This window comes from Paenibacillus beijingensis, from assembly GCF_000961095.1.
GTDB classification, from domain to species: Bacteria; Bacillota; Bacilli; order Paenibacillales; family Paenibacillaceae; genus Paenibacillus_O; species Paenibacillus_O beijingensis.
Window position 1 is genome coordinate 3,969,157 of record NZ_CP011058.1, and the last position, 25,503, is coordinate 3,994,659.

Consider the following 25,503-nt stretch of genomic DNA (forward strand, 5'->3'; position numbering starts at 1 on the left):
TTGACTCAATTTTCCCACCTAGGTATAATAGGGACTATTGAGAACTTAAGGGGGAACATCAAGCACAATGAAACGGATGCTAGCTTTTTTGCTGCTGGTCGTCATCTGCTTTGGCGCGATCGCGGCAACCAGCCCGTACCTGATGGATCGAATCAAGCTGGGGCTGGATCTCAAGGGCGGATTTGAAATACTGTATGAAGCTTCTCCACTGCACGAGGGCGGCAAAGTAACGAGAGAATCCCTGAACGAAACGGCCAAAAGTCTGGAGAGCAGGGTTAATAAAACAGGCGTTTCCGAGCCGGAGGTGACGACGGAAGGGACGAACCGGATCCGCATCAAGATCGCCGGTCTCGGCAAAGCCGACGAAGCGGCGCTGCGCGAGAAGCTCGTCGAGCCGGCCGAGCTGACGTTCCGCAGCGCAAGAGGCTGCGCAGCGGACAAAGGCTACTGCAAGATCGAGCTGATCGGCAACGACTTCAAAGAAAACGGCGCAGCCATTTTCCAGGATTCCCTTGGCGGCTACCAGATTTCCATCAAGCTTAACGATCAAGCCAAATTTGCCGAAGTGACGCGGGAAGTTGCCAAGCTTGCTCCGACGGGAAATAATCAGCTGGCAATCTATCTCGACGACGAGCAGCTGTCGGCTCCGAACGTCAATGAGGAAATTAACAGCAACGAAGCTACGATTACCGGCAATTTCACGCGCGACGAAGCGGCAAACATCCGCGATACGATCAACCTGGGCGCGCTGCCGCTTAAGCTGGAAGTCAAATATACGCAGTCCGTTGGAGCTACGCTCGGCAAGCTGAGCTTGCAGCAGACGGTGTGGGCCGGCGTAATCGGCACCATTCTCATTTTGGCGTTTATGCTCATTTTCTACCGGATCCCGGGCGTTGCTGCAGCCGTCTCGCTGATCTTCTACATTTGGCTGCTGCTTGTCGGCTTCTGGCTGCTGGATGCGACGCTTACGCTTCCGGGCATCGCCGCATTCGTACTCGGCATCGGCATCGCCGTCGACGCCAACATTATTACGGCCGAACGGATTAAAGAAGAAATCCGCACCGGCAAGAGCATCATGTCCGCGTTCCGGGCAGGTACGAAAACTTCGCTGCGGACGATTATCGACGCGCACGTCACGACGATTATTGCGTCGCTGGTACTGTTTTTTATCGGTGCGGGTACGGTGAGAGGCTTTGCGGTCACGCTTATTTTGAGCATTATCGTCAGCCTGATTTCCAACGTCGTCCTGTCGCGTTATTTGATCTACCTGCTTATCCGGAGCGGCAAAGTGAACAAACCGGGCCATTATGGGGTAAAGGAGAGTGAAATCAGTGCGCTCTAAAGAAACCAAATTTAATTTCATTCATGTGAGCCGCTATTTCTATATTTTCTCCATCGCCATTACGGTCATCGGAATTGCGGCGCTCGCCTTTTTTGGCTTGAATTACGGGGTTGACTTTAAGTCCGGTTCCAACGTCGATATCGCGGTAACGAAAAATTTGTCCGACCAGAGGAGCAGCATCGAATCGTATTTGAATGCGAACGAATACGGCGAGCATACGCTGACGATGGGCACGGAACGGATTACGATCCGGTTCGAAGATGTGCTTACCGACGCCAAGGAGAAGCAGCTTAAAGCTGACTTCGCCTCCAAATTCGATGCCGGCGCTTCGCTGGAAGTGAACACGGTCGACGTCGAGATGGCAAGGGAAACCGAGTGGAACGCGCTGAAAGCGATGCTGATTGCCTGCATCGGCATTATTATCTATATCGCCATCCGCTTCGAATGGCGGTTCGGCGTGGCGGCGATCGTCGCTCTTGTCCACGACGCTTTCATCACGATCAGTCTGTTCTCGATTTTCCGGCTGGAAGTGAATTTGCCGTTTATTGTGGCGATTTTGACGATCATCGGTTATTCCATTAACGATACGATCGTTATCTTCGACCGGATCCGCGAAAATTTGCGGTTTGCCAAATTGAAGACGACCGCGGATCTCATCCATGTCGTGAACCAGAGCGTATGGCAAACGCTGACCCGCTCCATCAATACGGTGCTTACCGTCATGATCGCGGCGGTTTGCCTGTTCATTTTCGGCAGCGAATCCATCAAACTGTTCTCGCTGGCGATGATAATCGGGCTTGTAAGCGGCGCTTATTCCTCGATCTTCATCGCAAGCCCGTTGTGGTTCATGTTAAAGAAACGCTCGAAGCCGAAACCGGCCGCCAAATCCCAGGCCGCGTCTTGATGATGAGTGTTATTAGCTAATGCTTACGAGGTGTTTTTGCTGACGCAAAAACTTTAGCTTATCCTTACGAGGTGTTTTTGCTGACGCAAAAACTTTAGGAGGCGCATATCGCAATGATGCAGCATGATGCGAAAGCCGAGTCGGTACGGGCACTGATCGTCAATACCGGACTCGCTCTCTTCAAAGGAACGGCAGGATGGTTTACGGGGAGCGGGGCGCTGCTTGCGGACGGTTTCCGTTCCGCCTCGGAAGCTTGCGCATCTTATGCGCGTGCGGCCAATTTGCGGTCGGGTGGCCGACATCCGGCCGACAAGTCTTCGGCGCCGAGGACCGAAGCGGCCGCCAATCTGATATTGGCGGTGCTGCTGCTTATTGTCGGCTTGGAAATCGGTATTTCCGCCGTCCGCAATGCGGTTTACGGCCTTCAAGCCGCTCCGGACTGGTACGCCGCCGCGGCCGTTCCGGTCGCATTCGTGATGAAAGCGGTGCTGGTCCGGGATTTGCAGTGGAAGAGCGAGATCGCATTTTCCGCAGCCGCTCTGCTTGGAGCGGGCGGCGCGCAGCTCGGACAGCTGCTGCAGGCGGAGCCTCTTTATTATCTGGATCCTGCCGGCGCGCTGTTCATCGCGGTGCTGGTCATCCGCAAAGGCTGCAAGCTGGCAATCGCGGCAACGCGCAGAGAGCAGGCGCCGTCTCCGGTAATGGAAACGGCGGATGAGCTGATGGAAGTGATCCAGCGCGTCGAGGGGGTTGTCACCGTCGAAGCGCTGAAAGCGAGAGAGAGCGGCCATTATATCGTGGCGGATATCGTCATCAGCGTTAATCCCCGCATTACCGTTCTGGAAGGAAATGAAATCGCCAAGAGGGTAAAGCTTCTTTTAATGAAGCGTTTCCTCCATCTTGCCCATGTTCACGTTTATGTGGAGCCATACGATCCCGGATATCCGTATAAATCGAACCACGATCCGAATCAGGAGCATTCGCCCAGCCTGCTGCAATAGTATTTAGTTTCCGACGGTTATTTTCGAGTGCGATTGATTGTCAATAATCGATGCATCAAGAGAAGTGACGCTGCTGCCGGTGCAGCAGCGTTTTTTGCGAAAGGGTGGTGATAAACGCCGTGATTAAATCCAAAACCCGCTGGCTTGTCAAAGGGTTGGATGCAGCCGGCGAGCAGCAGGCAGCCCATCTTGGCCGGGAGCTGAAACTGCCGCCTCTTGTCGCCCGCCTGCTCGTTCAAAGGGGGTATGAAGACCCGGCGAAAGCGCAGTGGTTTCTGAGTGCGGGAGCGGAAGACATGCATGATCCGATGCTCTTGCTCGGAATGGAACAGGCGGCAGCCCGTATTCGTCAAGCGGCTCAAAGCGGGGAAAAGGTCCGCATCTACGGCGATTATGATGCCGACGGCGTATCTTCGACAGCGCTTCTGCTGCACGTGTTCCGCCGGCTCGGCATCGATGCCGATTATTACATTCCGCATCGCACAAGGGAAGGGTACGGACTCAATAACGACGCGATACTCCGCTCCGCGGAAGCGGGGATTACACTGCTCGTTACCGTCGATACCGGAGTCAGCGCCGCCCGGGAGGTGGAATATGCGCAGCAGCTCGGCATGGACGTCATCGTGACGGACCACCACGAGCCGCCTGCCGTGCTGCCGCAGCCGCTGGCGCTTGTAAACCCGAAACAGCCTGGCTGCCCGTATCCGTTCAAAGGGCTGGCAGGCGCAGGCGTCGCCTTCAAGCTGGCGCACGCGCTTCTGGGGCGCCCGCCGCTGGAACTGGCGGACATCGCGGCGCTCGGCACAATCGCGGATTTGATGCCGCTGACCGGCGAGAACCGTATTCTCGTCCGCTGCGGACTGGAGACGATGCGCAGCGGCTCCAGAACCGGGCTGCGTGCGCTGGCAGAAGCCGCCGATGTATCGCTCGGCTCCGTTTCCGCTTCGGACGTGGCCTTCTTTATGGCGCCGCGCATTAATGCGGCGGGGCGGCTGAAGCACGCCTCGGAAGCGGTCGTTTTGTTAACGACCGAGGACGCCGAACAGGCCGGGAATTCGGCAGCCGTGCTCGACCTGCTGAACCGGGAACGTCAGCATATCGTCGATGAGATGACAAAGGAAGCGGAAGAGCTGTGGCAAGTCCGCAAACGGCAGTGTATCGATGAAGGGCTCCCGGAACCGGGCGTCATCGTGTTGGCTGCGGAAGGCTGGAACCCGGGCGTCATCGGCATCGTCGCCTCCAAGCTGCTGGAGCGCCATTATAAACCGGCGGTAATCTTGGGCATTGATGCCCAGACCGGGATGTGCAAAGGCTCCGCCCGCTCGATTGACGGATTCGACATGTATGCCGCCTTAACGGAATGCGCCGGCTTGATGGACCACTTTGGCGGCCACCAGGCCGCTGCAGGGATGAGCCTTCACCGCGACCGTCTGCCCGAGTTCGAACAAACGTTGTGCGCTTGTGCAGCTCGGGTGCTTAAGGCCGAAGACCTAATACCAAAGACGTTGATCGATCTCGAATGCGCACTTTCGGAAGCGACGCTGGAGACGATCGGGCAGCTGTCGCAGCTGGAGCCGTTCGGAAGCGCCAATCCGGCTCCAAGACTGCTGATCAACGGCGCCAGATTGGCGGAACGAAGGGTCATCGGGAAGGAACGGAACCATTTGAAGCTGCTGCTTGGCGGCGTTCAAGGAGCGGATCTGGATGCGATCGGCTTTGGGCTTGGCTGGGTAGCCGGGCGGCTGGAAGCGGCTGAGAGCGCCGATGTGATCGGCGAGCTGTCCGTGAACGAATGGAACGGACGCCGCAAGCCGCAGCTCCTGCTCCGGGATCTGCGCGTATCGGAGCTGCTTGTTTATGACAGGCGCAACGAAACGGAACCGCTTGCGAGCTTGCGCCGCATCGCGGATGATGCTGCCGCCGGCGGATCGCAGCTGTACGTTGTAGGAGACGAGGGCGGGTTGCCGGAAACGGCATCCGCGCTTCAGTTGGGCGATTCAAAGAAGCATGCGGATGAGACCGGCAGCATAGCGGGCTTTTATACATATGAGGCGCTGCCTGCCGACTTGTCCGATTGCCGCGAGCTGGCGCTTATCGGCCGCCCGCCAGCGATCGAACGGCTGGCCGCATTTTTAAGCCGGTGCCCGAATTTGGAAGCGGTGCACGCGATGTACCGCACCGCCGGTCCGGCAGGTTTTCCGCAGCGTGAACATTTCGGCGCCGTTTATCAGCTGCTGAGGCGTGCCGGGGAAATTCCGGCGGCAATCGCACCGGATCGGCTTGCTTCTCAAACAGGCTGGCCAAAAGAGGCGGTAGAGATGATGCTGGGCGTCTTTAAGGAATTGGAATTGGTAACAAGGCTCGGAGGGGCAATCGCCCCGGCGGCATCGCCCCGGAAGCGCGAGCTTGACGAATCCGCTCTGTACCGCGACTGGCGGCAAAGGACGGAGGAAGCGGCCGTGCTGCAGGCGCCGCTGGAAGAGCTCGCCCGTTGGATGCGTAAACAACTTCATTTAACCGAAAGGAACTGATCAAATATGGATATCAATTTCAAGGATTACATCCGGGAGATCCCGGATTTTCCCCAGCCCGGAATCCTTTTCAAGGACATTACGACGCTGTTGAAGCACGGCAAAGCGTATGGGGCGGCTATTGAAGCGCTGAAAGAAGCGGTGAAAAATAAAGAAATCGATCTGATCGCAGGACCGGAGGCCCGCGGCTTTGTTGTCGGCGCGCCGCTGGCGCTGGCGCTCGGTGTCGGTTTTGTGCCGATTCGCAAAAGCGGCAAGCTGCCGGGAGAAACGATCGAAGCGAAATACGCTCTGGAATACGGCAATGACTGTCTCGCCATGCACAAGGATGCGATCGCTCCGGGCCAGAAAGTGCTCATCGCCGACGACTTGCTCGCCACCGGCGGCACGATCGCCACAACGATCAATCTGATCCGCCAGCTTGGCGGCGAGGTGGCCGGCGCCGCATTTTTGATCGAGCTTGAAGACTTGAACGGCCGCGAGAAGCTGGGCGATGTCGATGTATTTTCGTTAATCAAGTATTAAAATGCCTGCGGCTGCTGCGCCGCAGCTGAGCGGACGACAGCCGCCTAAATCAATGTGGGAAGCCTCTTTGCCCTGTTTGGGAAAAGGGGCTTTTTTGCATTTAAATCGTATCGACCGCTAGCGCGAAAAGCGAAGTTGAATGAAAATTTGCGAGTATTCGCAACCCTGCGGACGGTTTTTGTCGAACAAAGTCGAACTTTCGCTATTATCTCGAACCGGAATGGTCCGATCGGACCGCTTTGCTAGTTGACGTAGCGGCTACACAAAAGGCATAATATGAGATAAACCAAAAAAACAGGACTAATCGGAATTGCGTAACTAGTCGAATAAAGACATTTTCGCGGGAAAGGGACGTTTCATGGGCATAGAGCAGCTACTCGAAAAAGCGTCGACATATATGAAAGATCAGGATCTGCAGCGGGTGCGCGTCGCATACGAATTTGCCGAGCAGGCTCATCACGGGCAAGTGCGCAAATCCGGCGAGCCGTATATTTTACATCCGATCGCAGTCGCGGACATTCTGGTCAATATGCAAATGGACGTCACGTCGATTATCGCCGCGCTGCTGCACGACGTTGTGGAAGACACGACCGTGGATCTGGCCGAGGTGAGGGCGCGGTTCGGGGAGACGTGCGCCATGCTGGTCGACGGCTTAACCAAGCTGGAGAAAATCCGCTTTCGCTCGAAGGAAGAGCAGCAAAACGAGAATTACCGTAAAATGTTCGTCGCCATGGCGCAGGATATCCGCGTCATTCTGATCAAGCTGGCGGACCGTCTTCATAATATGCGTACGCTCAAATTTCAGTCGGAGGAAGCGCAGCGGCGGATCGCTTACGAAACGCTCGAAATTTTTTGCCCGATTGCGCACCGGCTCGGCATTTCGGCGATTAAATGGGAGATGGAAGATATCGCGCTGCGCTATCTGAATCCCCAACAGTATTATCGCATTGCCAATTTGATGAAAAAAAAGCGGGTCGAGCGCGAAGCATACATTTCCACAGTTGTCGGCCGCATTAGCGAGAAGTTGGAAGAAATGGGCATCGACGGCGATATTTCCGGCCGTCCGAAGCATATTTACAGTATTTACCGCAAAATGTCGATGCGCAACAAGCAGTTCAGCGAAATCTACGATTTGATGGCAATCCGGATTATCGTGGACAACATTAAGGACTGCTACGCCACGCTCGGCATTATTCATACATTGTGGAAGCCGATGCCGGGACGGTTCAAAGACTATATCGCCATGCCGAAGGCGAATATGTACCAGTCGCTGCATACGACCGTCATCGGTCCGAACGGCGAGCCGACGGAAGTGCAAATCCGCACGTGGGAAATGCACCGCACAAGCGAATACGGGATCGCCGCCCACTGGGCGTACAAAGAAGGCATGCCGACTCCGGGCGGAAATTTCGAAGATAAGATGACCTGGTTCCGCGAAATCTTGGAGCTTCAGCATGAAGCCGAGGACGCCTCGGAGTTTATGGAATCGCTCAAAATGGACTTTTTCTCCGACCTCGTGTTCGTTTTTACGCCCAAAGGGGAAGTGATCGAGCTGCCTGCCGGCTCCGTGTCGCTGGACTTCGCGTACCGGATTCATACGGAAGTCGGCAACCGGACGATCGGCGCGAAGGTGAACGGACGGATTGTGCCGCTGGACCAAAAGCTGAAGACCGGGGACATCGTGGAGATTTTGACGTCGAAGCATTCCTACGGCCCAAGCCAGGACTGGATCAAAATCGCCCAATCGTCGCATGCGCGCTCCAAAATCAAACAATGGTTCAAGCGCGAGAAGCGCGAGGAAAATGTTGCAAAGGGACGCGAAATGCTCGAACGCGAGCTGAAACGGCTCGGTCTGGAGACATCGGTCTGGATGACCGAAGACAAGCTTCAAGAAGCGGCGACCAAGTTCACCTTCACCGATATCGAAGATATGATGTCCGCGATCGGATTCGGAGGCATTACGGCTGCCCAGGTTTGCAGCAAAATGACGGAGAAGATGCGCAGGGAAGCGGAAGAAGCGAACCTGATCGAGCTGACGAACGAACCGAAGGAAATGAAAACGCCGGGTCCGAAGAAAAAGCCGGCTACGGGCGGCGTTTCCGTGAAGGGGATCGACAACCTGCTCGTCCGGTTCGCCCGCTGCTGTTATCCTGTTCCGGGCGACGAAATCGTCGGCTACATTACGCGCGGACGCGGCGTATCCATTCACCGGAAAGATTGTCCCAACCTTCCGATCGAGATGGAGGGCGAGGAAGCGGACCGCCTGATCGAAGTGGAATGGGAAGATTCGGCCGATTCCAACTACAGCGTCGACATCGAAGTGACGGGCCACGACCACCGTGGATTGCTGAACGAAGTGCTGCAGGCGGTATCGGAGAGCAAAACGAACATTTCCGCCGTTACCGGCCGCACCGGCAAAAACAAAATGGTCATCATTCATATGACCATACTCATTCGCAATGTCGACCACCTGCAGTCGGTCGTCGAGAAGATCAAACGTTTGAAAGACATTTACTCGGTGCAGCGCATTATGCAGTGAGAAGAATGGAAGTGTGCGGAAACGGAATATCGCTGCGCGGCTGATTCGGGTCTCCGATCGTTGTTGTAGCCGGATCGTTTTTATTATGTAACTCTATAAGGGTTACGATCCGGCTACAAAGGCGACCACTCCGTTTCTCCGACTCCGAACCAGCCGCTCCGCTCCGTTTTTCGCCGCACTTCCAAAGAGGAAGGGAAGGAAAGAAAGCTTGAGAGTAGTCGTTCAAAGAAGCAAGCAGGCGTCCGTAACCGTGGGCGGCGAGACGGTAGGCGAGATCGAATCGGGACTCGTGCTGCTTGTCGGCATTACGCATGATGATACGGAACGCGACATCCGCTGGATGGCGGACAAAATCGCCGGCCTGCGCATTTTTGAAGACGGCGACGGCAAGATGAATCTGTCGATCCGGGAAGCAGGCGGCGCCGTTCTGTCCGTATCGCAATTTACGCTCTACGGCGACTGCCGCAAAGGAAGGCGTCCGAGCTTCATCGCGGCAGCCCGCCCGGAATATGCGCAGAAGCTGTACGACGAATTCAACGCACAGCTTCGAAGCGCCGGGCTAACCGTCGAAACCGGCCGCTTCGGCGCGATGATGGACGTTTCTCTTGTGAACTGGGGACCGATCACGCTGATCGTCGACAGCAAGGAATAACGGATGCTCCGCTGCTGACTGCAGAATGTTCGGGACGGCAGATCGTAACGCAAGGTCAATGCCGTACCGCTGACTGTACACTGCGGTTATAGAGAACGGCGGCCCGGGCAACAATAACCTTTATTAAATGACAGCGCCCTTTAACACGCCTGCTGCGACGGTGGTGCTGAATAAAGGAGATTGGGACCGGGTGAGGCAAGGATATAAGGAGCAAGGCATGGAAAAAGCGAGTCGGGCGCTTTTGCAGCCGGAACGGCGGGAAGCGATGCTGCTGGCGGAGCTCGACAATGAGATGGAAGCCGAGTGCGATTGGTTTGTCGGAACGATGGTTCCGAGGCGGGAGCAGGCGGAAGGATAAATAAAGGAGTTACATTTTCATACATGTGCACATTCAGGCGGCGGATTCCTCCTTTTAGCGGACGCTGTCGCATATCGTGCCGTTATTTTTCGAAGACGTCAACGTTACATTTTCGGACGGGCCCTTGCCCGGAGAGGCGGATATCGCGATTGCGCTGACCGCAGAGCTGGGGCCGGTTGAGGAACAACAGATCAGCCTTGAAGCTTCCGCGCAGAAGAATATTCTATCGACGGGAGCGTCTTTGCATTCCCGGCAACGTCGCGTTTATACGGCGGCTGTGCCGGAAGATGAGCACCGCAAGGTGCTGAAGCAATCGCTGTCACGCGTATTGCTTGATGTGCTGCAGCAACATACCGGACTCGTTCAGCCTTGGGGCATATTAACCGGCATTAGTCCGACGAAGCTGCTTCACGAACGGATGTGCAGAGGAGCGGATCCGGCTGCCTACCAGGCGGGAACTGCGGGAGGATTACCTGATAAGCGAAGAAAAAATCGCGTTGATGGAAGAAATCGTGGAACGGCAGCTGGCGGCCATTCCTGACTTGTACAGCCTTCGCGGTGAAGTGAGCATCTACATCGCTCACGGTTCATACGCGTTCGTTCAAACGGGCTTCGGAAATGACGCAGCACCGGTGTACCGGCAAAAAAACATTCTCGGCAGCTTGGAAAATGTCGGCTACTTTTCTTCACTATACCGAAGCGAAAATTGAAGCGTTGGAAAAGCTGTTCGGCGCAGCGCCGGCTGCGCAGCACGCATCTCTATAGGTTGAAGACCAAAATAAAGCGCTTTAATTTTTGTAATGAAACTGTAACTTGATTAACATAGTTCTTTAACATCGTCAGCCTATAATAAGACTCGACCCCCTTTTTAATATAATCTACTTTTGAACCTGCGGCGATTCGCCGCAGGTTATTTCTTTTTTGGATGAACCGGAAGGGTAAAATAGCCGAGCCGTTGCCCAGGATTATGACAATTTTGGCGCTTACCCGTTTGGAGTAAGCAATGAAGCGGCTTTTTTCATTCGGTCCTGCTGTCTCTTTCGCTGCTTGACTTTACCCGGCGGTGTTAGGTAAAATATAAAAATGTAACTGTTCATAAACTTTCAATGATGGGAACGAGTAATCGCCACATACGTACTCAGAGAGGGACGCCTTTAGGCTGGAAGCGTCCTTATGGTAGTGGGACGAAGGACATCCCGGAGAACATTCGTCGAACCGATGCCGCAGCGCAAGGCGAGCGGAAGACGCAGTAGACGAATGCGTGTAACGGGCGTTAACCGTTTGGAAGCGGTATATCGCAACTCCGGTCTCACGCCGGAAGCGGGTACCGGAATCGGGGTGGCACCACGGGAGAACCGAGCTCTCGTCCCTGGCGGCGTTTTGTCGTCAGAGACGAGGGCTTTTTTGCTTGGCCAAACGATCGGCTGGGCTGCCTGACTTGGCTGAGGCCCGAATTCGAAACGGATCGGCACATATAAAGGCTTGCAGGTTTATTTTAGCTTGGTTGGTGCCGTGATGCGGTGAAGAAACAGGAGGGGTTACAATGGCTTTTCAAAAACCGCCGGGAACGCAGGATTTGCTGCCCGGAACGGTGGACCAGTGGCAGTATGTCGAAGGAATCGCGCGCGATGTGTGCCGCAGATTCAATTTCCGCGAGATCAGGACGCCGATCTTTGAATCGACCGAGCTGTTCCAGCGCGGTGTAGGCGAAACGACCGACATTGTGGAAAAAGAGATGTACACCTTCACCGACCGGGGGAACCGCAGCATTACGCTGCGGCCGGAAGGGACGGCAGGCGCGGTGCGCGCATACGTCGAGAACAAGCTTTACGGCGAGCCGGATTTAACGAAATTGTATTATATCGGGCCGATGTTCCGGTATGAGCGGCAGCAGGCGGGGCGCTACCGCCAGTTCCACCAATTCGGCGTTGAGGCGCTCGGGTCCGTCGATCCGGCGCTTGATGCGGAAGTGATCGCGCTTGGGTATACGTTTTATACGGAAGCGGGATTAAAGGGCGTGCGCGTCGAAATCAATTCCGTCGGGACGCCTCAGGTGCGGGCCGTCTTCCGTCAGCGGCTGCTCGAATTTCTGGAGCCGAAGCGCAGCCAGCTCTGCAAAGACTGCCAATCGCGGATGGACCGCAACCCGCTGCGCGTGCTGGACTGCAAGACGGATCAGGCGCACTTTGAGGGGGCGCCGTCCATTCTGGACAGCCTGGATGACGAGTGCCGCGAACATTTCGATAAGGTGCGCGGTTACTTGACAGGGATGGGCATCCCGTTCGAGGTTAATCCGCGGCTGGTGCGCGGTCTCGATTACTACACCCATACCGCATTCGAATTTAAGGCGGAAGGAATCGGAGCCATCGATACGATCGGCGGGGGCGGACGTTACAACGGACTTGTCGCCGATATCGGCGGACCGGATCAGCCGGGCGTAGGCCTCGGCCTCGGACTGGAGAGGACGCTTCTCATCCTGGAGCACCAGGAAGCGAATCCGGAAGGGCTCGCTGCCCTTGATGTCTATGTCGTAGCGCTGGGTGAAGCTGCCGAGCGGGAAATACCGTCCTTGCTGTTCCAGCTGCGGCTGGCGGGACTGTCGGCGGAACGGGACTATTTAGGACGCAAAATGAAAGCCCAAATGAAATCGGCCGACCGCTTCAAGGCGCGGTTTACGGCCATTCTCGGCGACGACGAGCTGGCGGCCGGCGAAATCGCCCTTAAGGATATGTCCACAGGCGAGCAGCGCATGGTTCCGCTCGCTGCGCTCGCGAATGAAATAGTAAGCCGGCGCTGATTGTTCAAGCGAACATCGATTGTTTGACAAGTACAAATTCGGCTGCTAATGATGTTTTCTTGCATTTTTGCTTATGTGCCACAACTTTGAAGTCGGTGAAAAAAAAGAGCGGAGCGGCCGGTTTGGAGTCGGAGAAGCGGCAGCGTTCGCTTATGTCCCCGGATTCTAACCTTCTTAAGGATTTATTGAATCGAGGAATCCGGGGACGGAAGCGATTCAAGAGACCCGAATCGGCCGCGCAGCGGCTTACTTCACCGCGCTTTACCACAAATTATTAAGGGGATGGAAACGATGATGTTAAAAACCCATCAATGCGGGCGGCTGACGAAAGCCGACGTGGGACAAACGGTAACTTTGAACGGCTGGGTGCAGCGCCGGCGCGACCTGGGGGGCGTATTGTTCATTGACCTGCGCGACCGGACAGGCATCGTGCAGATCGTCTTTAACCCGGACTTCTCCGGCGATGCGCTGGAGGTCGCCGACCGTGCGCGCAACGAATACGTGCTGGCTGTAAAGGGAACGGTCGTGCAGCGCGATCCGGAAACGTTCAACCCGAACCTGCCAACCGGCGAAATTGAAGTGCGCGTACAAGAAATCGAAATTATGAACGCGGCCAAAACGCCTCCGTTCCCGATCGAAGACGGCGTCGAGGTCGACGAATCGCTGCGGTTGAAATACCGTTACCTCGATTTGCGCCGCCCGGAAATGCAGAAGACGCTGCTGCTCCGCTCGAAAGCGGCCAAACTGTTCCGCGACTATTTGGACGGCGAAGGCTTTATTGAAGTGGAAACGCCGATTTTGACGAAAAGCACGCCGGAAGGCGCCCGCGATTATTTGGTGCCGAGCCGCGTTCACCCGGAAGAGTTTTTCGCGCTGCCGCAGTCGCCGCAAATTTTCAAGCAGCTGCTTATGGTCGGCGGTCTGGAGCGTTATTATCAAATCGCCCGCTGCTTCCGCGACGAGGACCTGCGCGCCGACCGTCAGCCCGAGTTCACCCAGGTGGACATTGAGACTTCCTTCCTGTCGCAGGACCAGCTGCTCGGCATGATGGAAGATTTGACGGCCAAGCTGCTGAAGGAAACGGTAGGGGTGGAGCTGCAAACGCCGTTCCAGCGCATTACGTATGCCGACGCCATGAACAAATACGGCTCCGACAAGCCGGATCTGCGCTTTGGCCTTGAAATCGAAGACATTACCGATATCGTATCGGCAAGCGACGTCAAAGTGTTCGCCAACGTGGCAGCGAGCGGCGGCGTGGTCAAAGCACTGAACGCCAAAGGCTGCGCAAGCTGGAGCCGCAAGGAGCTCGACGACCTGCAGCCGTTCGCGGCCCGCTACGGCGGCAAAGGGCTGGCATGGATTACGGTGAAGGACGGCGAATGGCGCGGGCCGATCGTCAAGTTCCTGAAGCCGGAGGAAATCGCGGCGCTTACCGAGCGGCTGAACGTCGAAGACGGCGACCTGCTCACCTTCTCCGCCGACAAGAAAAAAGTCGTCGCCGACGTGCTCGGCAACCTGCGCTCCAAGCTTGGACGCGATCTGGGTCTGATCGATGATTCCGTGTTCAAATTCGCCTGGGTCGTCGACTTCCCGCTGCTCGGCTGGGATGAGGAAGCGAAGCGTTACGTCGCGGAACATCATCCGTTCACCCGTCCGAACGAAGAAGATCTGCACCTGTTCGACAGCAACCCGGGCGAAATTCGCGCCCAAGCGTACGATCTTGTGCTGAACGGCTACGAAGTCGGCGGAGGCTCGATGCGGATCTACAAACGCGAAGTCCAGGAGAAAATGTTCGCAGCGCTCGGTTTTACACCGGAAGAGGCGCATGAGAAGTTCGGCTTCCTGCTCGACGCGTTCGAATACGGCACGCCTCCGCACGGTGGCATCGCGTTCGGTTTCGACCGCCTTGTCATGCTGCTGGCCGGCCGCACGAACTTGCGGGAGACGATTGCGTTTCCGAAGACGGCAAGCGCGACCGATCTGCTTACCGACGCTCCTTCTCTGGTCGAGGCGTCGCAGCTGGAGCAGCTTCATATCCGCACTGTGCCGAAGCCGGGCTCGAAGCCTGCCCCTGCCGCACCGCAGGCACAAAGCGGCACGGAAACGGCTCCTGCGAAATAACGTCTGCAGAGATTAAGCCGGCAATAGATGAGGGGGCGACGGTCCGCCGCCCCGCATCTGCCGCGGCTTGTAACAGACGATAACCTGATGTGCGACTAACGCAACGATTTTAAGGAAGGAGGCTTGCCGTTTATGCTGCACCAATTCTCCCGTACGGAGCTGGCGATCGGTCCGGAAGGACTGGACATTATGAAGGGAAGCACCGTCGCCGTGCTTGGCATCGGCGGAGTCGGTTCGATCGCTGCGGAAGCGCTCGCCCGTACGGGCGTCGGACGAATCGTCCTGATTGACAAGGACGTCGTCGATATTACGAACGTGAACCGTCAAATACACGCGCTTACAACGACGGTCGGAGAGCCGAAAGCCGACCTGATGCGCGATCGGATCAAACTGATCAATCCCGATTGCGACGCCGTCAGCCTGCGGATGTTCTACACGGAAGAGACGTACGAGAAGCTGTTCGAGTATCCGCTCGATTACGTCGTCGACGCTTCGGATACGATTTCGTACAAGATCCATCTGATCAAGCAGTGTCTGGAGCGGGGCATTCCCATTATTTCCAGTATGGGGGCGGCGAACAAAATGGATCCGACGAAGTTTGAAGTGGTCGACATTTCCAAAACGCATACGGATCCGATCGCCCGCGTCGTCCGCCAGCGCCTGCGCAAGGAAGGCATCCGCAAAGGGGTAAAGGTTGTCTTTTCGGCCGAGGAGCCGAAGAAGCCGCGCCTCGACGTAACGCAGCGGATCGTGCCGGAGAATGCGCCGGGAATCCGCAAGGCGCAGCATCCGCCGGCGAGCAACGCTTTCGTGCCACCGGTCGCGGGCCTCATTATGGTCAGCGTCGTCGTGCGGGATTTGCTGGCCAAAGGCGGAGTGACCGTCTAACGGAGTGACCGTCAATCGGTGTACAAGCAACTGCTTGTCGCCTATTATACGCGTCCGGCCGCTTGCCTGAAGTCGAATCCCTGCCGCAGTTCAACCTTGCCCGTGCGTGGCACTTTAGAAATATCGCTGCCGTTTGGCCGCCGAAAGAGAAAATAACTCTTGCGCGGCCGGGCGGCATTTTTCTATAACGAAAAAGCATTTTTTGACAAACCGTATTGACCTGATGAACCGTGAGGTTTACCATCATGCTAATAACTTTCTGTCAGGAGGCCGAACACGATGAACGAATGGATTAATCGCCTGCCCAAGATTGAACTGCACTGCCACCTGGACGGCTGTGTAAGACCGCAGACGGTAGCGGAAATCTCCGAACGCGAAGGCATCGAGCTGTCCGCAGACAGTCTGGACGAACTGACCTCCTGGATGAGAGTGCCGCCGTCGTGCACCAGTCTCGTCGAATATTTGAAACGGTTTGAGCTGCCGCTGCAGTGCATGCAAACCCCGTATGCGCTGGAACGTATCGCACGGGAATTGGCGGAAGACGCCGCTTATGAAAATGTAAAATATATGGAAGTCCGATTTGCTCCCCATCTCCATACCCGGCAGGGCATGACAGCGGCAGAAGTCATTGCGAGCGTAGGCGCGGGCCTTGCGGCTGCCGAGAAAAACGCCGATATTATCGTGCGGATGATCGTGATCTGCATGCGTCATCATTCCGTGGAGCTGAACATGGAAGCGGTCCGCGCCGCGGCCCAATTCTTAAGCAAAGGCGTCGTCGGCGTCGACTTGGCCGGCGATGAAGCGAATTATCCGCCGGAGCTGCACGAGAGCGTGTTCCAGCTTGCCGATGAGCTTGGCATTCCGGTCACGATCCATGCCGGAGAAGCGGGAGGGGCGAATAATATCCGCACCGCCGTCGAACGGCTGCATGCGCGGCGGATCGGCCACGGCGTCCGCCTGTATGAGGATGCCGAGGTTGCCCAGCTGCTTCGCGAGCGGAACGTTCCGCTGGAAATGTGCGTGACCAGCAACGTGCAGACGAAGGCCGTCGATTCCTTCGAGAAGCATCCGATCCGCCTGTATTTGAACAGAGGGATCGGCGTCACGGTCAATACGGACAACCGCACCGTTTCCGATACCGATTTGACGAAGGAGTACAATTTGCTGTCCCACCGTTTTCAATTTAAAGCTGCCGACTTTAAAAAAGTCGCCGTTCGGGCGATTGAGGCCGCTTTCGTCGAGCCTGAACTGAAGCCGCAGCTGCTGCGGAAGTTCCAGGAGGAATGGGAAAAGCTCGGCATATAAAAGCGAACGTTTGTACGCATATGTCCAGTGTGATACAATTTGCTTACCCTATGGCAAAAGGTTGTGCGAATCAATGGATTTATTCAGTTACCAGGAAGCGGAACGGCCGCAGCACAGGCTGCTTGCCGACCGGATGCGGCCGCAGACGCTGGACGAATATATCGGGCAGGAGGATATCGTCGGCCCCGGGAAGCTGCTGCGGCGGGCGATCGAGAGCGACCAGGTATCGTCCATCCTGCTCTACGGCCCTCCGGGCTGCGGCAAAACGACGCTGGCGCATATTATATCCCTTAGCACGGACGGGGATTTTGTCAGGCTGAACGCGGTTGACGCTTCCGTCAAAGATGTGCGCGACGTCATCGAACGCGCCAAGACGAGCAAGTCGCTTTACGGCCGCAAGACGATTTTGTTTCTCGACGAGGTGCACCGCTTCAACTCCTCGCGGCAGGACGCGCTGCTGCCGGCGGTGGAGCAGGGCATAATCGTTTTTATCGGAGCGACGACGGAAAATCCGTTCCATTCCGTCAACGGCGCCCTTCTGTCCCGCTCCACGCTTTTTCAGCTGCATGCGCTCGACAAGCGGCACGCGCTCGAGGCGATGCGGCGCGCGCTCGCCGATTCCGGCCGCGGGCTCGGGTTTATGGATATCCGTGCGGACGAGGACGCGCTGGAGCATATCGCGGCCATGGCCGGAGGCGATATCCGCCGGGCGTTGAACGCGCTCGAGCTTGCCGCCGTTACGACGCCGTCCGAACCCGACGGCTCCGTTCGTCTTACGCTTGAGGTCGCTCAGGAATCAATTCGCAACAAGGCGATTCGCGCCGACGAATCGACGCAGTACGATGTGCTGTCGGCGTTTCACAAGAGCATCCGCGGCTCCAGCGATGCCGCGCTGTACTGGTTCATGTACGCGGTGGAGAAGCTCGGCATGGACCCGGTGGTTTTCCTGCGGCGGCTTATCGTGGCGTGCAGCGAAGATATCGGCCTGGCGAACGTTCAGGCGATGGTGCAGGCGGTGACGGCGATGGACGCCTATCATAAGATCGGCTGGCCCGAGGCCAAATACAATATCGCGCAGGCGATTTTGTTTGCGGTCGAGAGTCCGAAGTCCAACGCCACAGCGATGGCGCTGTCCCGCGTCCAGCAGGCGATGGACAGAGCCGGCGCCTCCGATGTTCCGCTGCATCTGCGCGATGCCCATTACAAGGGCGCAGAGAAGCTCGGTCATACCGGATATTTGTATCCGCACAATTTTCCGGGGCATTATGTCGAGCAGCAGTACTTGCCGGACCGGCTGGCGGGCGAAACGTTTTATCAGGCGACCGCTCAAGGCACGGAGGACAAAATCCGCATCAATCAGGAACGGAGAAAAAACAAGCGACATTCGGAGTCTTAACGGTACAATAAAGACCAGGTTTGAGAGCGAAATGACTTCTTTTTCATGATATTTGCCTTTGACAAAAACTATTGGAGTAGTACAATTGAAATGGCTGTAAATAAAGCGGAATACGTTCATGAATGGGAATGATCGGAGGCGCCTGCATATGCTGTTTGCAGGGCACGGTCTCCTTTTTTACTTAAAGTTTCCCCGGCGCAATTTTAATGCACGATGTCAAAAGAAGTAGGAGGATTAAAGATGGCAGACAAAACGGTCGTATTGAAATCGCCGGAAAAAGGTTGGAGACGCAGCGGCATGGAGCCTTCACTCGCCGAATCGCATCGTTCGCTTGGCATACCGCGCCGCGGTTCATGGTTTCGCAAATTGCTTGCCTTTATGGGTCCGGGCTATCTGGTTGCCGTCGGTTATATGGACCCCGGGAACTGGGCGACAGGCATTGCCGGGGGATCGATGTTCGGTTATACGCTGTTGTCTGTCGTCCTGCTCTCCAATCTGATGGCGATGGTGCTGCAGGCGCTGGCCGGCAAGCTCGGCATTGTTACGGGCCGGGATTTGGCGCAAGCGTGCCGGGATCATTACAGCAAGCCGGTCTCATTCGTTTTATGGCTGCTTTGCGAATTGGCGATTGCCGCCTGCGATTTGGCGGAATTAATCGGAACGGCAATCGCGCTCAACCTGCTGTTTGGCATTCCGATGCTGTGGGGAGTTATTTTGACCGCCTTCGATGTGCTGATCGTGCTGCTGCTGCAAAACAAAGGTTTCCGTTACCTGGAAGCACTCGTCATTACGCTGATCGGCACGATTGGACTGTGCTTTCTGATTGAGCTTGTGTGGGCGCAGCCGGTCGTCTCCGATGTGCTGGGCGGATTTGTTCCGAGCGCCGAAATCATTCAAAATCCGGAAATGCTTTATATTGCGGTCGGGATTCTCGGGGCGACCGTCATGCCCCACAACCTGTACCTGCACTCATCTATCGTGCAAACCCGCAGCTTCGACACGTCTGATGCAGGGAAAAAAGAGGCGATCCGCTTTGCTGCGATCGATTCCTCCGTGGCGCTGTTTATGGCCTTGTTCATTAACGCCGCCATCCTGATCGTGGCCGGAGCGGTATTTCATACGTCGGGTCATACCGATATCGCTGAAATCGGCGATGCGTACCACCTGCTTTCGCCGCTGCTCGGCGGAGCCGCGGCCAGCATCCTGTTCGGCGTCGCGCTGCTCGCTTCGGGGCAAAACTCGACGCTGACCGGCACGCTGGCGGGACAAATCGTGATGGAAGGCTTCCTGAACATTCGCATGCCGGGCTGGCTGCGAAGGCTCGTTACCCGGCTTATCGCCGTCATTCCCGCTGTGATCGTCACGGCGGTCTCAGGTGAGCAGGGAGCAACCGATCTGCTCATATTAAGCCAGGTTATATTGTCGCTTCAATTATCGTTTGCCGTTATTCCGCTTGTGAAATTTACGGGCGACAAGGCGAAGATGGGGCGGTTCGCAAACCGGCCGTGGCTGAAAATTTTATCCTGGTCCATCGCCTTTGTCATTGCAGTACTGAATTTTTATCTGCTTTACCAAACGGTAAACAATTGGTTCTAATCTGCATTTTCCCGCTTTTCGAAAGTAGAATGGGTTTCATAGGACTTCGCCTCCGGTTAATGATGAGGGCGAGGTCTTTTTTTGCGCAAAAACGCGCAGTCGAGCGTAAAAGAAGCATATTCATGCAACAAGACGTAATAAACTTAACAATAATCTGAAAATTGACCGTTTACCGCCCCATAAGGCGAAAGCGGCTGCCGGGGCCGCATTGACGGGACGGCCCGAATTGGAATACTCTTATCTTATAATCTTTTTTTATAAATCATTTAGGGAGGTGTGCCTGTCTTTTGCCGATGCCGGCCCGGCCGGGGCGGAAGACGGGGAAATTGTTGAGTGACCCTTTACCATTATGGCTCAGTGCGCTTTTGATTATTGTGTTAGTATTTTTGAACGGTTTTTTTGTTGCAGCTGAATTTGCCATGGTCAAAGTCCGGGGAAGCCGGATTGATACGCTTGTTTCGGAAGGACATTCGCGTGCCCGATTCGCTTCGCATGTAACGGGGCACTTGGATGCTTATCTGTCCGCCTGCCAACTGGGAATCACGCTTGCGTCTCTTGGTCTCGGCTGGGTTGGGGAACCCGCCATCGCAAACGTTCTGGAACCATGGTTTCACGCAATAGGGCTCGATGGAGTGGTTGTGCATACCGTCTCGTTTGTCATCGCATTCTCCTTTATGACCATTTTGCATATCGTATTGGGAGAACTCGCGCCGAAGACATTAGCCATCCGCCAATCGGAGACCGTAACGCTGTGGACCGCTGCGCCGCTCGTCTACTTTCACAAAATCATGTATCCGTTCATCTGGGTTTTAAATGGAATGGCGAACTGGCTGCTGAAGCGTGTCGGGATCGAACCGGCTTCGGAGCACGTCTCGGCGCATACCGAGGATGAAATTCGCATCTTGATGAAAGAAAGCCATAAAAGCGGTCTGATCGACAAAGTCGAAATGACGCTGATGGACAATATTTTTGAGTTCGTCGAAACGCACGCCCGCGAGATTATGATCCCCCGTACGGAGATGATCTGCCTCTCGACCAACGTTCCGTTTGAACAAAACCAAGAAATCGCGCTGCGGGAAATGCATACGCGTTACCCGGTTTACGAGAACGATAAAGACAATATTATCGGCTTCGTGCATATTAAAGATTTGCTGAAAACGACCGTTCCGGCCCCAACCGACATCCGTCAGGTAATGCGTCCGATAACGACCGTGCCGGAATCGATGCAGATCAGCACGCTGCTGAAGCTGATGCAGAAGAAGAAAACGCAGATCGCCCTGCTGATCGATGAGTACGGCGGCACTTCCGGCCTTGTGACACTGGAGGACATTATGGAAGAAATCGTCGGCGAAATCCAGGACGAATTCGATGAGGAACGGCCGGATATCGAGAAAAGGGATGAGAGCACCTATTCGCTCAGCGGACTGATGCTGATTGAAGAAGTGAACAGTTTCTTCGGTCTCGATATCGATACGGACGATTACGATACGATCGGCGGCTGGATGTATTCCAAGATCGAAATTCCGCCGACGCGCAACCAGCGCGTGACCTATTCCGAAGATGTCGAGTTCATTATCGAAGAAACGGATCACCTGCGCATTTCACGCATCACGCTCCACAAAAAGGCTGCAGCGGTAAACGAGTTGCCGGAGGCGGAAGCCGACCTGCAGGTCGGCATGGGATAATGGTAGGCCGGGGCTTTCGCCCCGGCCTTTTGGTTGTGAGGAACAAGAGCGGCTGGAGATGGAATTCCATCTCCAGTCCTTCGCATCGCACAGCGCTCATCGTTGCGGCAAGCGCAACATTTACAGAGCAAAAGCGACATACAACAAATGCATCAAGAGCTGATGGAATAGAGCAAAAACCACAAACATGAAAGAACAAGGGAAACAAAAAAGTAGAGAGCAACGGCAGCAAGCAATTATTTTGGAAAAACCTTGACATTAAAGGAGGTTCGAGATTACATTATATATGAACATATGCTCATATATAAAAACGAGAAACTGCAGCAGTTACCAAACGTAGCACTTATAAAGATGATATATTTAAACAGGGACGATAAGGACAATCATAATGTATCATAGCGACGATAACGACGTTATTCGCCATTATAACAAGCCGTCTGCCAATGCCGCCAATAGGAGTGATCTGCATGCACAGCCACAGCCACGACAACCAAGGTCATGACCATTCACACCATCATCATCACAATCATCATCACCACCATGATTTATCCAAGGAAGGCAACAAAAAAGGACTGAAAATCGCCCTTGCGATCACGCTCGGCATTATGCTGTTGGAGTTTGTTGGAGGACTCGTTACAAACAGTCTTGCCTTGCTCTCGGACAGCGGGCATATGCTAAGCGATGCCGCTGCGCTTGTATTAAGCCTGGTTGCGTTTTGGTTTGCGTCGAAGCCGGCATCACCTCGGAGAACGTTCGGCTATTACCGTTTTGAAATATTGGCCGCTCTGTTCAACGGCATTGCGCTGTTTTTTATTGCCGGTTTTATAATCTTGGAAGCTTATGAACGATTTTTTGAACCGCCTGTTGTAGCCGGCGGCTCGATGATGCTCATCGCTCTAATCGGTTTGGCCGCGAATCTGGCAAGCGCCTGGTTCCTTATGCTGAAAGGCGATGTTAAAAACAACGTGAATATGAAGAGTGCTTATATTCACGTTTTAGGTGACGCATTGGGTTCGGTAGGCGCAATCGCAGCCGGACTTTGCATGTACTTCTTTGACTGGTATGCGGCAGACCCGATTATCTCCGTTCTTGTGGCTCTTCTGATTTTGAAAAGCGCTTGGGGAATCATTACGAATACCGTCCATATCCTGATGGAGGGTACGCCCGGCTCCATTGATCAAACCAAAGTGAAACGGGCATTGGAAGGCATTGAAGGCGTGAAGAACGTGCATGACTTGCACATTTGGACGATCACTTCCGGACTGGATTCGATGAGCTGCCACGTGCTTGTTGAAGACGGATATGATTGCCAAGAAGTATTGCAAAAGGCATTGCAGCTTATGAAACACGACTATCATATCGACCATTGCACAATTCAAGTTGAAAATTCAACGATCCGCCACGAGCAGACGAAGATATAGTCGGGGGAAGCTGTGATGAAGCGTTACGACGTCATTGTTATCGGGTCGGGGCAAGCCGGACTTGCCGCGGGATATTATTTAATGAAAAAAGGGGTATCGTTCGTACTTTTGGATAAAGGAAGCGAAGCCGGAGAGGTGTGGAGAAACCGCTATGACAGTTTGGTTCTTTTCACCCCAAGGTTTTACAGTTCCATGCCCGGAATGCCCTTAAACGGCGAACCAGGCAGTTATGCGGCAAAGAATGAAATCGCTGAATACCTTAAAACATATGCCGAACAATTTGCATTGCCGATTCATTACGATACGGAAGTATTATCGTTAAAGAAAACGGCGAATCGGTTTCTTGTTGAAACGAATCAAGGTCGGTATGAATCCAAAAAGGTCATTATCGCCACAGGTCCGTTTCAAAAGCCGTACATCCCTTCTATTTCAGCCGGTTTGCCAAAGGGAATCAAGCAGATCCATACCGCTCATTACCGAAATGAAGCTGACCTTCAAGATGGTTCGGTGCTCGTGATCGGAGCAGGAAATTCAGGCGCGCAGATTGCCGTTGAGTTAGCCCAAGACAGAGACGTTTATTTGTCGGTAGGGCACACAATAAAATATATGCCGTTGATGCTTTTGGGCAAAAGTATTTTTTGGTGGTTTCGTGAGTTAGGCGTTATGAAAGCAAACCTTAATTCTGCAATGGGCAAATTCATAAGCCGGCAACCGGATCCCATATTCGGCTTTGATCTGAAGAACATGATTCGTGAGGGCAACATACAACTGAAAGCCAGAACAAAAGCCGTGACAGGCGATTCGATCATGTTTGAGGACAATTCCTTGCTTCAAGTTCAAAATATCGTGTGGGCGACCGGTTTTCATTCCGATTACAGCTGGATCCAAATACCCGGCGTTATCAACGGACAAGGAAAGCCGATTCATGAAAGAGGAATCAGTCCGGTTTCGGGCATCTATTTTGTCGGTTTGCCATGGCAATACCGAAGAGGTTCAGCACTTATTGGCGGTGTCGGCCAAGACGCAGAATTTATCGTAAATCGTCTAATTTAAAAAAACGCCCCAGCTATTATCTGGGAATTGAATGGATGGTTTCGAGCAGATGTCGGCAAAAAGTAAACAAACCGGTCAAGGGCAGTTCCTTGACCGGTTCATTTTTGATTATTGATGCTGAGCTTCCGGGACAGCCTCTAATTCAAGCCTTGGAAGCCGAGAGGACGAAGCTTTCTTCGACGAGGTGAACGCGGTCGATCGTGCCGCCGCCGAGGCATACGTCGCCGTCGTAGAATACGACCGCTTGTCCCGGCGTGACCGCCTTCTGCGGCTTGTCGAATACGACTTCCGCGCCGCCGCTGCCGTCCAGCGTAACTGTTACGCCCTGATCGGGCTGACGGTAACGGAATTTGGCGGTGCAGCGCACGGGACCTTGCGGCCGCTCAGGGGCGATCCAATTGACTCCTGCGGCAGTGAGGCCGCGCGAGTACAGCCGCGGATGGTCCTCGCCTTGAACGACATACAGGATGTTGCGCTCCAAATCTTTGTCGGCGACGAACCACGGCTGCCCCGTACCGGATCCGCCGATGCCGAGTCCTTGACGCTGGCCGAGCGTGTAGTACATGAGGCCGTCGTGACGACCCTTCGTATCGCCCGTCCGCAGGTCGACCATCGGTCCGGGCTGTGCGGGAAGGTATCCGCTCAGGAATTGCTTGAAATTCCGTTCGCCGATAAAGCAGACGCCGGTGCTGTCTTTTTTGCGGGCGGTAGCAAGTCCGTTCTCTTCGGCAATGCGCCGCACTTCCGACTTCGGCAGATGGCCGATCGGGAACATCGCTTTGGACAGCTGCTTTTGGTTCAAAGCGGACAGAAAATAAGTTTGGTCCTTTCCGGGATCGACGCCGCGCAGCAGCTTCGTTTCACCGCTGTCATCGCGCACGACGCGGGCGTAGTGGCCTGTGGCCAGGTAATCGGCCCCGAGTCCGAGCGCTTTTTGCAGAAAATCGCCGAACTTGATCTCGCGGTTGCACATCACATCCGGATTCGGCGTGCGGCCGCGCTTGTATTCATCAAGAAAGTAGGTGAACACTTTCTCGTAATAAGCTTGCTCGAAGTTAACCGTATAGTAGGGAATGCCGATCTGCTCGCAGACGCGGCGGACGTCCTCAGCGTCTTCATCCGCGCTGCACACGCCGTTCTCATCGGTCTCGTCCCAGTTTTTCATAAAAATCCCGATCACATCGTAGCCTTGCTGCTTCAGCAGCAGAGCGGTTACGGAGGAATCGACCCCGCCGGACATGCCGACGACGACGCGGGTTTGCGAGTTGTCCGCGCTTGCGGAATCATTCATTGCACAGTCACCACCTTCAAAATCATCCATTAACGGCAAATCGTCCTTCAAAAAAATGGACGGCCGTTACCTCATTGTACCATAGCTATGCCCGTTTT

Annotated in this window: 21 protein-coding genes; 20 read left to right on the forward strand and 1 reads right to left on the reverse strand. The window is 54.9% G+C overall.

The window, feature by feature from the left end:
- Positions 1–67: 67 nt before the first annotated feature.
- The 20 genes from secD (at position 68) to VN24_RS18000 (ending at position 24,114) form a co-directional block, all read left to right on the forward strand.
- Positions 68–1,342, forward strand: a complete 1,275-nt coding sequence (gene secD / locus VN24_RS27025) for a protein translocase subunit SecD (RefSeq protein ID WP_082083854.1) — start codon at positions 68–70, stop codon at positions 1,340–1,342.
- Positions 1,332–2,246, forward strand: coding sequence for a protein translocase subunit SecF (secF, locus tag VN24_RS27030; RefSeq protein ID WP_082083856.1), 915 nt, complete (start codon positions 1,332–1,334; stop codon positions 2,244–2,246). The genes secD and secF overlap by 11 nt, the downstream gene beginning before the upstream one ends.
- Before the next feature lie 113 nt (positions 2,247–2,359).
- Positions 2,360–3,247 carry a cation diffusion facilitator family transporter gene (locus tag VN24_RS17925; protein ID WP_052703026.1) on the forward strand — a complete coding sequence of 296 codons (888 nt, stop codon included), beginning with the start codon at positions 2,360–2,362 and terminating at the stop codon, positions 3,245–3,247.
- Between the two features lie 119 nt (positions 3,248–3,366).
- Positions 3,367–5,778: a single-stranded-DNA-specific exonuclease RecJ gene (gene recJ / locus VN24_RS17930; RefSeq protein WP_045671523.1), complete on the forward strand. Its 2,412-nt coding sequence runs from the start codon at positions 3,367–3,369 to the stop codon at positions 5,776–5,778.
- Between the two features lie 12 nt (positions 5,779–5,790).
- Positions 5,791–6,303 (forward strand): adenine phosphoribosyltransferase, encoded by a 513-nt coding sequence (locus VN24_RS17935; RefSeq protein WP_045673432.1) that lies wholly within the window; start codon positions 5,791–5,793, stop codon positions 6,301–6,303.
- Positions 6,304–6,661: 358 nt separating this feature from the next.
- Positions 6,662–8,842: a RelA/SpoT family protein gene (locus VN24_RS17940; protein ID WP_045671524.1), complete on the forward strand. Its 2,181-nt coding sequence runs from the start codon at positions 6,662–6,664 to the stop codon at positions 8,840–8,842.
- A gap of 208 nt (positions 8,843–9,050) precedes the next feature.
- Positions 9,051–9,494, forward strand: a complete 444-nt coding sequence (dtd, locus tag VN24_RS17945) for a D-aminoacyl-tRNA deacylase (RefSeq protein WP_045671525.1) — start codon at positions 9,051–9,053, stop codon at positions 9,492–9,494.
- Between the two features lie 217 nt (positions 9,495–9,711).
- Entirely contained in the window at positions 9,712–9,852 is a 141-nt protein-coding gene (locus tag VN24_RS27715; protein ID WP_158453683.1) for a hypothetical protein, read from the forward strand.
- A 76-nt stretch (positions 9,853–9,928) separates the two neighbouring features.
- Positions 9,929–10,393 carry a hypothetical protein gene (locus VN24_RS17950; protein ID WP_045671526.1) on the forward strand — a complete coding sequence of 155 codons (465 nt, stop codon included), beginning with the start codon at positions 9,929–9,931 and terminating at the stop codon, positions 10,391–10,393.
- 77 nt (positions 10,394–10,470) lie between these two features.
- Entirely contained in the window at positions 10,471–10,617 is a 147-nt protein-coding gene (locus tag VN24_RS27720) for a hypothetical protein (protein ID WP_158453684.1), read from the forward strand.
- Positions 10,618–11,025: 408 nt separating this feature from the next.
- The gene (locus tag VN24_RS27455) at positions 11,026–11,289 is read left to right on the forward strand and encodes a hypothetical protein (protein ID WP_148505270.1); all 264 of its coding nucleotides are present in this window, start codon (positions 11,026–11,028) and stop codon (positions 11,287–11,289) included.
- Between the two features lie 106 nt (positions 11,290–11,395).
- A complete protein-coding gene (gene hisS, locus VN24_RS17960) occupies positions 11,396–12,649 on the forward strand; it encodes a histidine--tRNA ligase (RefSeq protein WP_045671528.1) in 1,254 nt (417 codons plus the stop codon).
- Positions 12,650–12,940: 291 nt separating this feature from the next.
- Positions 12,941–14,770 carry an aspartate--tRNA ligase gene (aspS, locus tag VN24_RS17965; protein ID WP_193790076.1) on the forward strand — a complete coding sequence of 610 codons (1,830 nt, stop codon included), beginning with the start codon at positions 12,941–12,943 and terminating at the stop codon, positions 14,768–14,770.
- Positions 14,771–14,902: 132 nt separating this feature from the next.
- Positions 14,903–15,658 carry a tRNA threonylcarbamoyladenosine dehydratase gene (locus tag VN24_RS17970; protein ID WP_045671530.1) on the forward strand — a complete coding sequence of 252 codons (756 nt, stop codon included), beginning with the start codon at positions 14,903–14,905 and terminating at the stop codon, positions 15,656–15,658.
- A gap of 279 nt (positions 15,659–15,937) precedes the next feature.
- The gene (add, locus tag VN24_RS17975) at positions 15,938–16,963 is read left to right on the forward strand and encodes an adenosine deaminase (RefSeq protein ID WP_045671531.1); all 1,026 of its coding nucleotides are present in this window, start codon (positions 15,938–15,940) and stop codon (positions 16,961–16,963) included.
- Between the two features lie 73 nt (positions 16,964–17,036).
- Positions 17,037–18,359, forward strand: coding sequence for a replication-associated recombination protein A (locus VN24_RS17980; RefSeq protein ID WP_045671532.1), 1,323 nt, complete (start codon positions 17,037–17,039; stop codon positions 18,357–18,359).
- 240 nt (positions 18,360–18,599) lie between these two features.
- The gene (locus VN24_RS17985; protein WP_045671533.1) at positions 18,600–19,955 is read left to right on the forward strand and encodes an Nramp family divalent metal transporter; all 1,356 of its coding nucleotides are present in this window, start codon (positions 18,600–18,602) and stop codon (positions 19,953–19,955) included.
- Positions 19,956–20,248: 293 nt separating this feature from the next.
- Positions 20,249–21,640 carry a hemolysin family protein gene (locus tag VN24_RS17990; RefSeq protein ID WP_082084239.1) on the forward strand — a complete coding sequence of 464 codons (1,392 nt, stop codon included), beginning with the start codon at positions 20,249–20,251 and terminating at the stop codon, positions 21,638–21,640.
- A 467-nt stretch (positions 21,641–22,107) separates the two neighbouring features.
- Positions 22,108–23,061: a cation diffusion facilitator family transporter gene (locus VN24_RS17995; RefSeq protein ID WP_045671534.1), complete on the forward strand. Its 954-nt coding sequence runs from the start codon at positions 22,108–22,110 to the stop codon at positions 23,059–23,061.
- A gap of 15 nt (positions 23,062–23,076) precedes the next feature.
- A complete protein-coding gene (locus VN24_RS18000; protein ID WP_045671535.1) occupies positions 23,077–24,114 on the forward strand; it encodes a flavin-containing monooxygenase in 1,038 nt (345 codons plus the stop codon).
- 142 nt (positions 24,115–24,256) lie between these two features.
- Here VN24_RS18000 and mnmA read toward each other — a convergent pair whose 3' ends face one another.
- Positions 24,257–25,405: a tRNA 2-thiouridine(34) synthase MnmA gene (gene mnmA / locus VN24_RS18005; protein ID WP_045671536.1), complete on the reverse strand. Its 1,149-nt coding sequence runs from the start codon at positions 25,403–25,405 to the stop codon at positions 24,257–24,259.
- Between the last annotated feature and the right edge of the window lie 98 nt (positions 25,406–25,503).

Excerpts from the sequence above, each read along its gene's own strand:
- VN24_RS17980 (WP_045671532.1), top strand. The coding sequence starts at position 17,037 with ATGGATTTATTCAGTTACCAGGAAGCGGAACGGCCGCAGCACAGGCTG.
- VN24_RS27720 (WP_158453684.1), top strand. The coding sequence starts at position 10,471 with ATGACGCAGCACCGGTGTACCGGCAAAAAAACATTCTCGGCAGCTTGG.
- mnmA (WP_045671536.1), bottom strand. The coding sequence starts at position 25,405 with ATGAATGATTCCGCAAGCGCGGACAACTCGCAAACCCGCGTCGTCGTC.
- VN24_RS18000 (WP_045671535.1), top strand. The coding sequence starts at position 23,077 with ATGAAGCGTTACGACGTCATTGTTATCGGGTCGGGGCAAGCCGGACTT.
- VN24_RS17970 (WP_045671530.1), top strand. The coding sequence starts at position 14,903 with ATGCTGCACCAATTCTCCCGTACGGAGCTGGCGATCGGTCCGGAAGGA.
- aspS (WP_193790076.1), top strand. The coding sequence starts at position 12,941 with ATGATGTTAAAAACCCATCAATGCGGGCGGCTGACGAAAGCCGACGTG.
- secD (WP_082083854.1), top strand. The coding sequence starts at position 68 with ATGAAACGGATGCTAGCTTTTTTGCTGCTGGTCGTCATCTGCTTTGGC.
- add (WP_045671531.1), top strand. The coding sequence starts at position 15,938 with ATGAACGAATGGATTAATCGCCTGCCCAAGATTGAACTGCACTGCCAC.
- VN24_RS17990 (WP_082084239.1), top strand. The coding sequence starts at position 20,249 with ATGCCGGCCCGGCCGGGGCGGAAGACGGGGAAATTGTTGAGTGACCCT.
- VN24_RS17925 (WP_052703026.1), top strand. The coding sequence starts at position 2,360 with ATGATGCAGCATGATGCGAAAGCCGAGTCGGTACGGGCACTGATCGTC.
- VN24_RS27455 (WP_148505270.1), top strand. The coding sequence starts at position 11,026 with ATGGTAGTGGGACGAAGGACATCCCGGAGAACATTCGTCGAACCGATG.
- hisS (WP_045671528.1), top strand. The coding sequence starts at position 11,396 with ATGGCTTTTCAAAAACCGCCGGGAACGCAGGATTTGCTGCCCGGAACG.
- VN24_RS17985 (WP_045671533.1), top strand. The coding sequence starts at position 18,600 with ATGGCAGACAAAACGGTCGTATTGAAATCGCCGGAAAAAGGTTGGAGA.
- VN24_RS17940 (WP_045671524.1), top strand. The coding sequence starts at position 6,662 with ATGGGCATAGAGCAGCTACTCGAAAAAGCGTCGACATATATGAAAGAT.
- VN24_RS27715 (WP_158453683.1), top strand. The coding sequence starts at position 9,712 with ATGGAAAAAGCGAGTCGGGCGCTTTTGCAGCCGGAACGGCGGGAAGCG.
- VN24_RS17995 (WP_045671534.1), top strand. The coding sequence starts at position 22,108 with ATGCACAGCCACAGCCACGACAACCAAGGTCATGACCATTCACACCAT.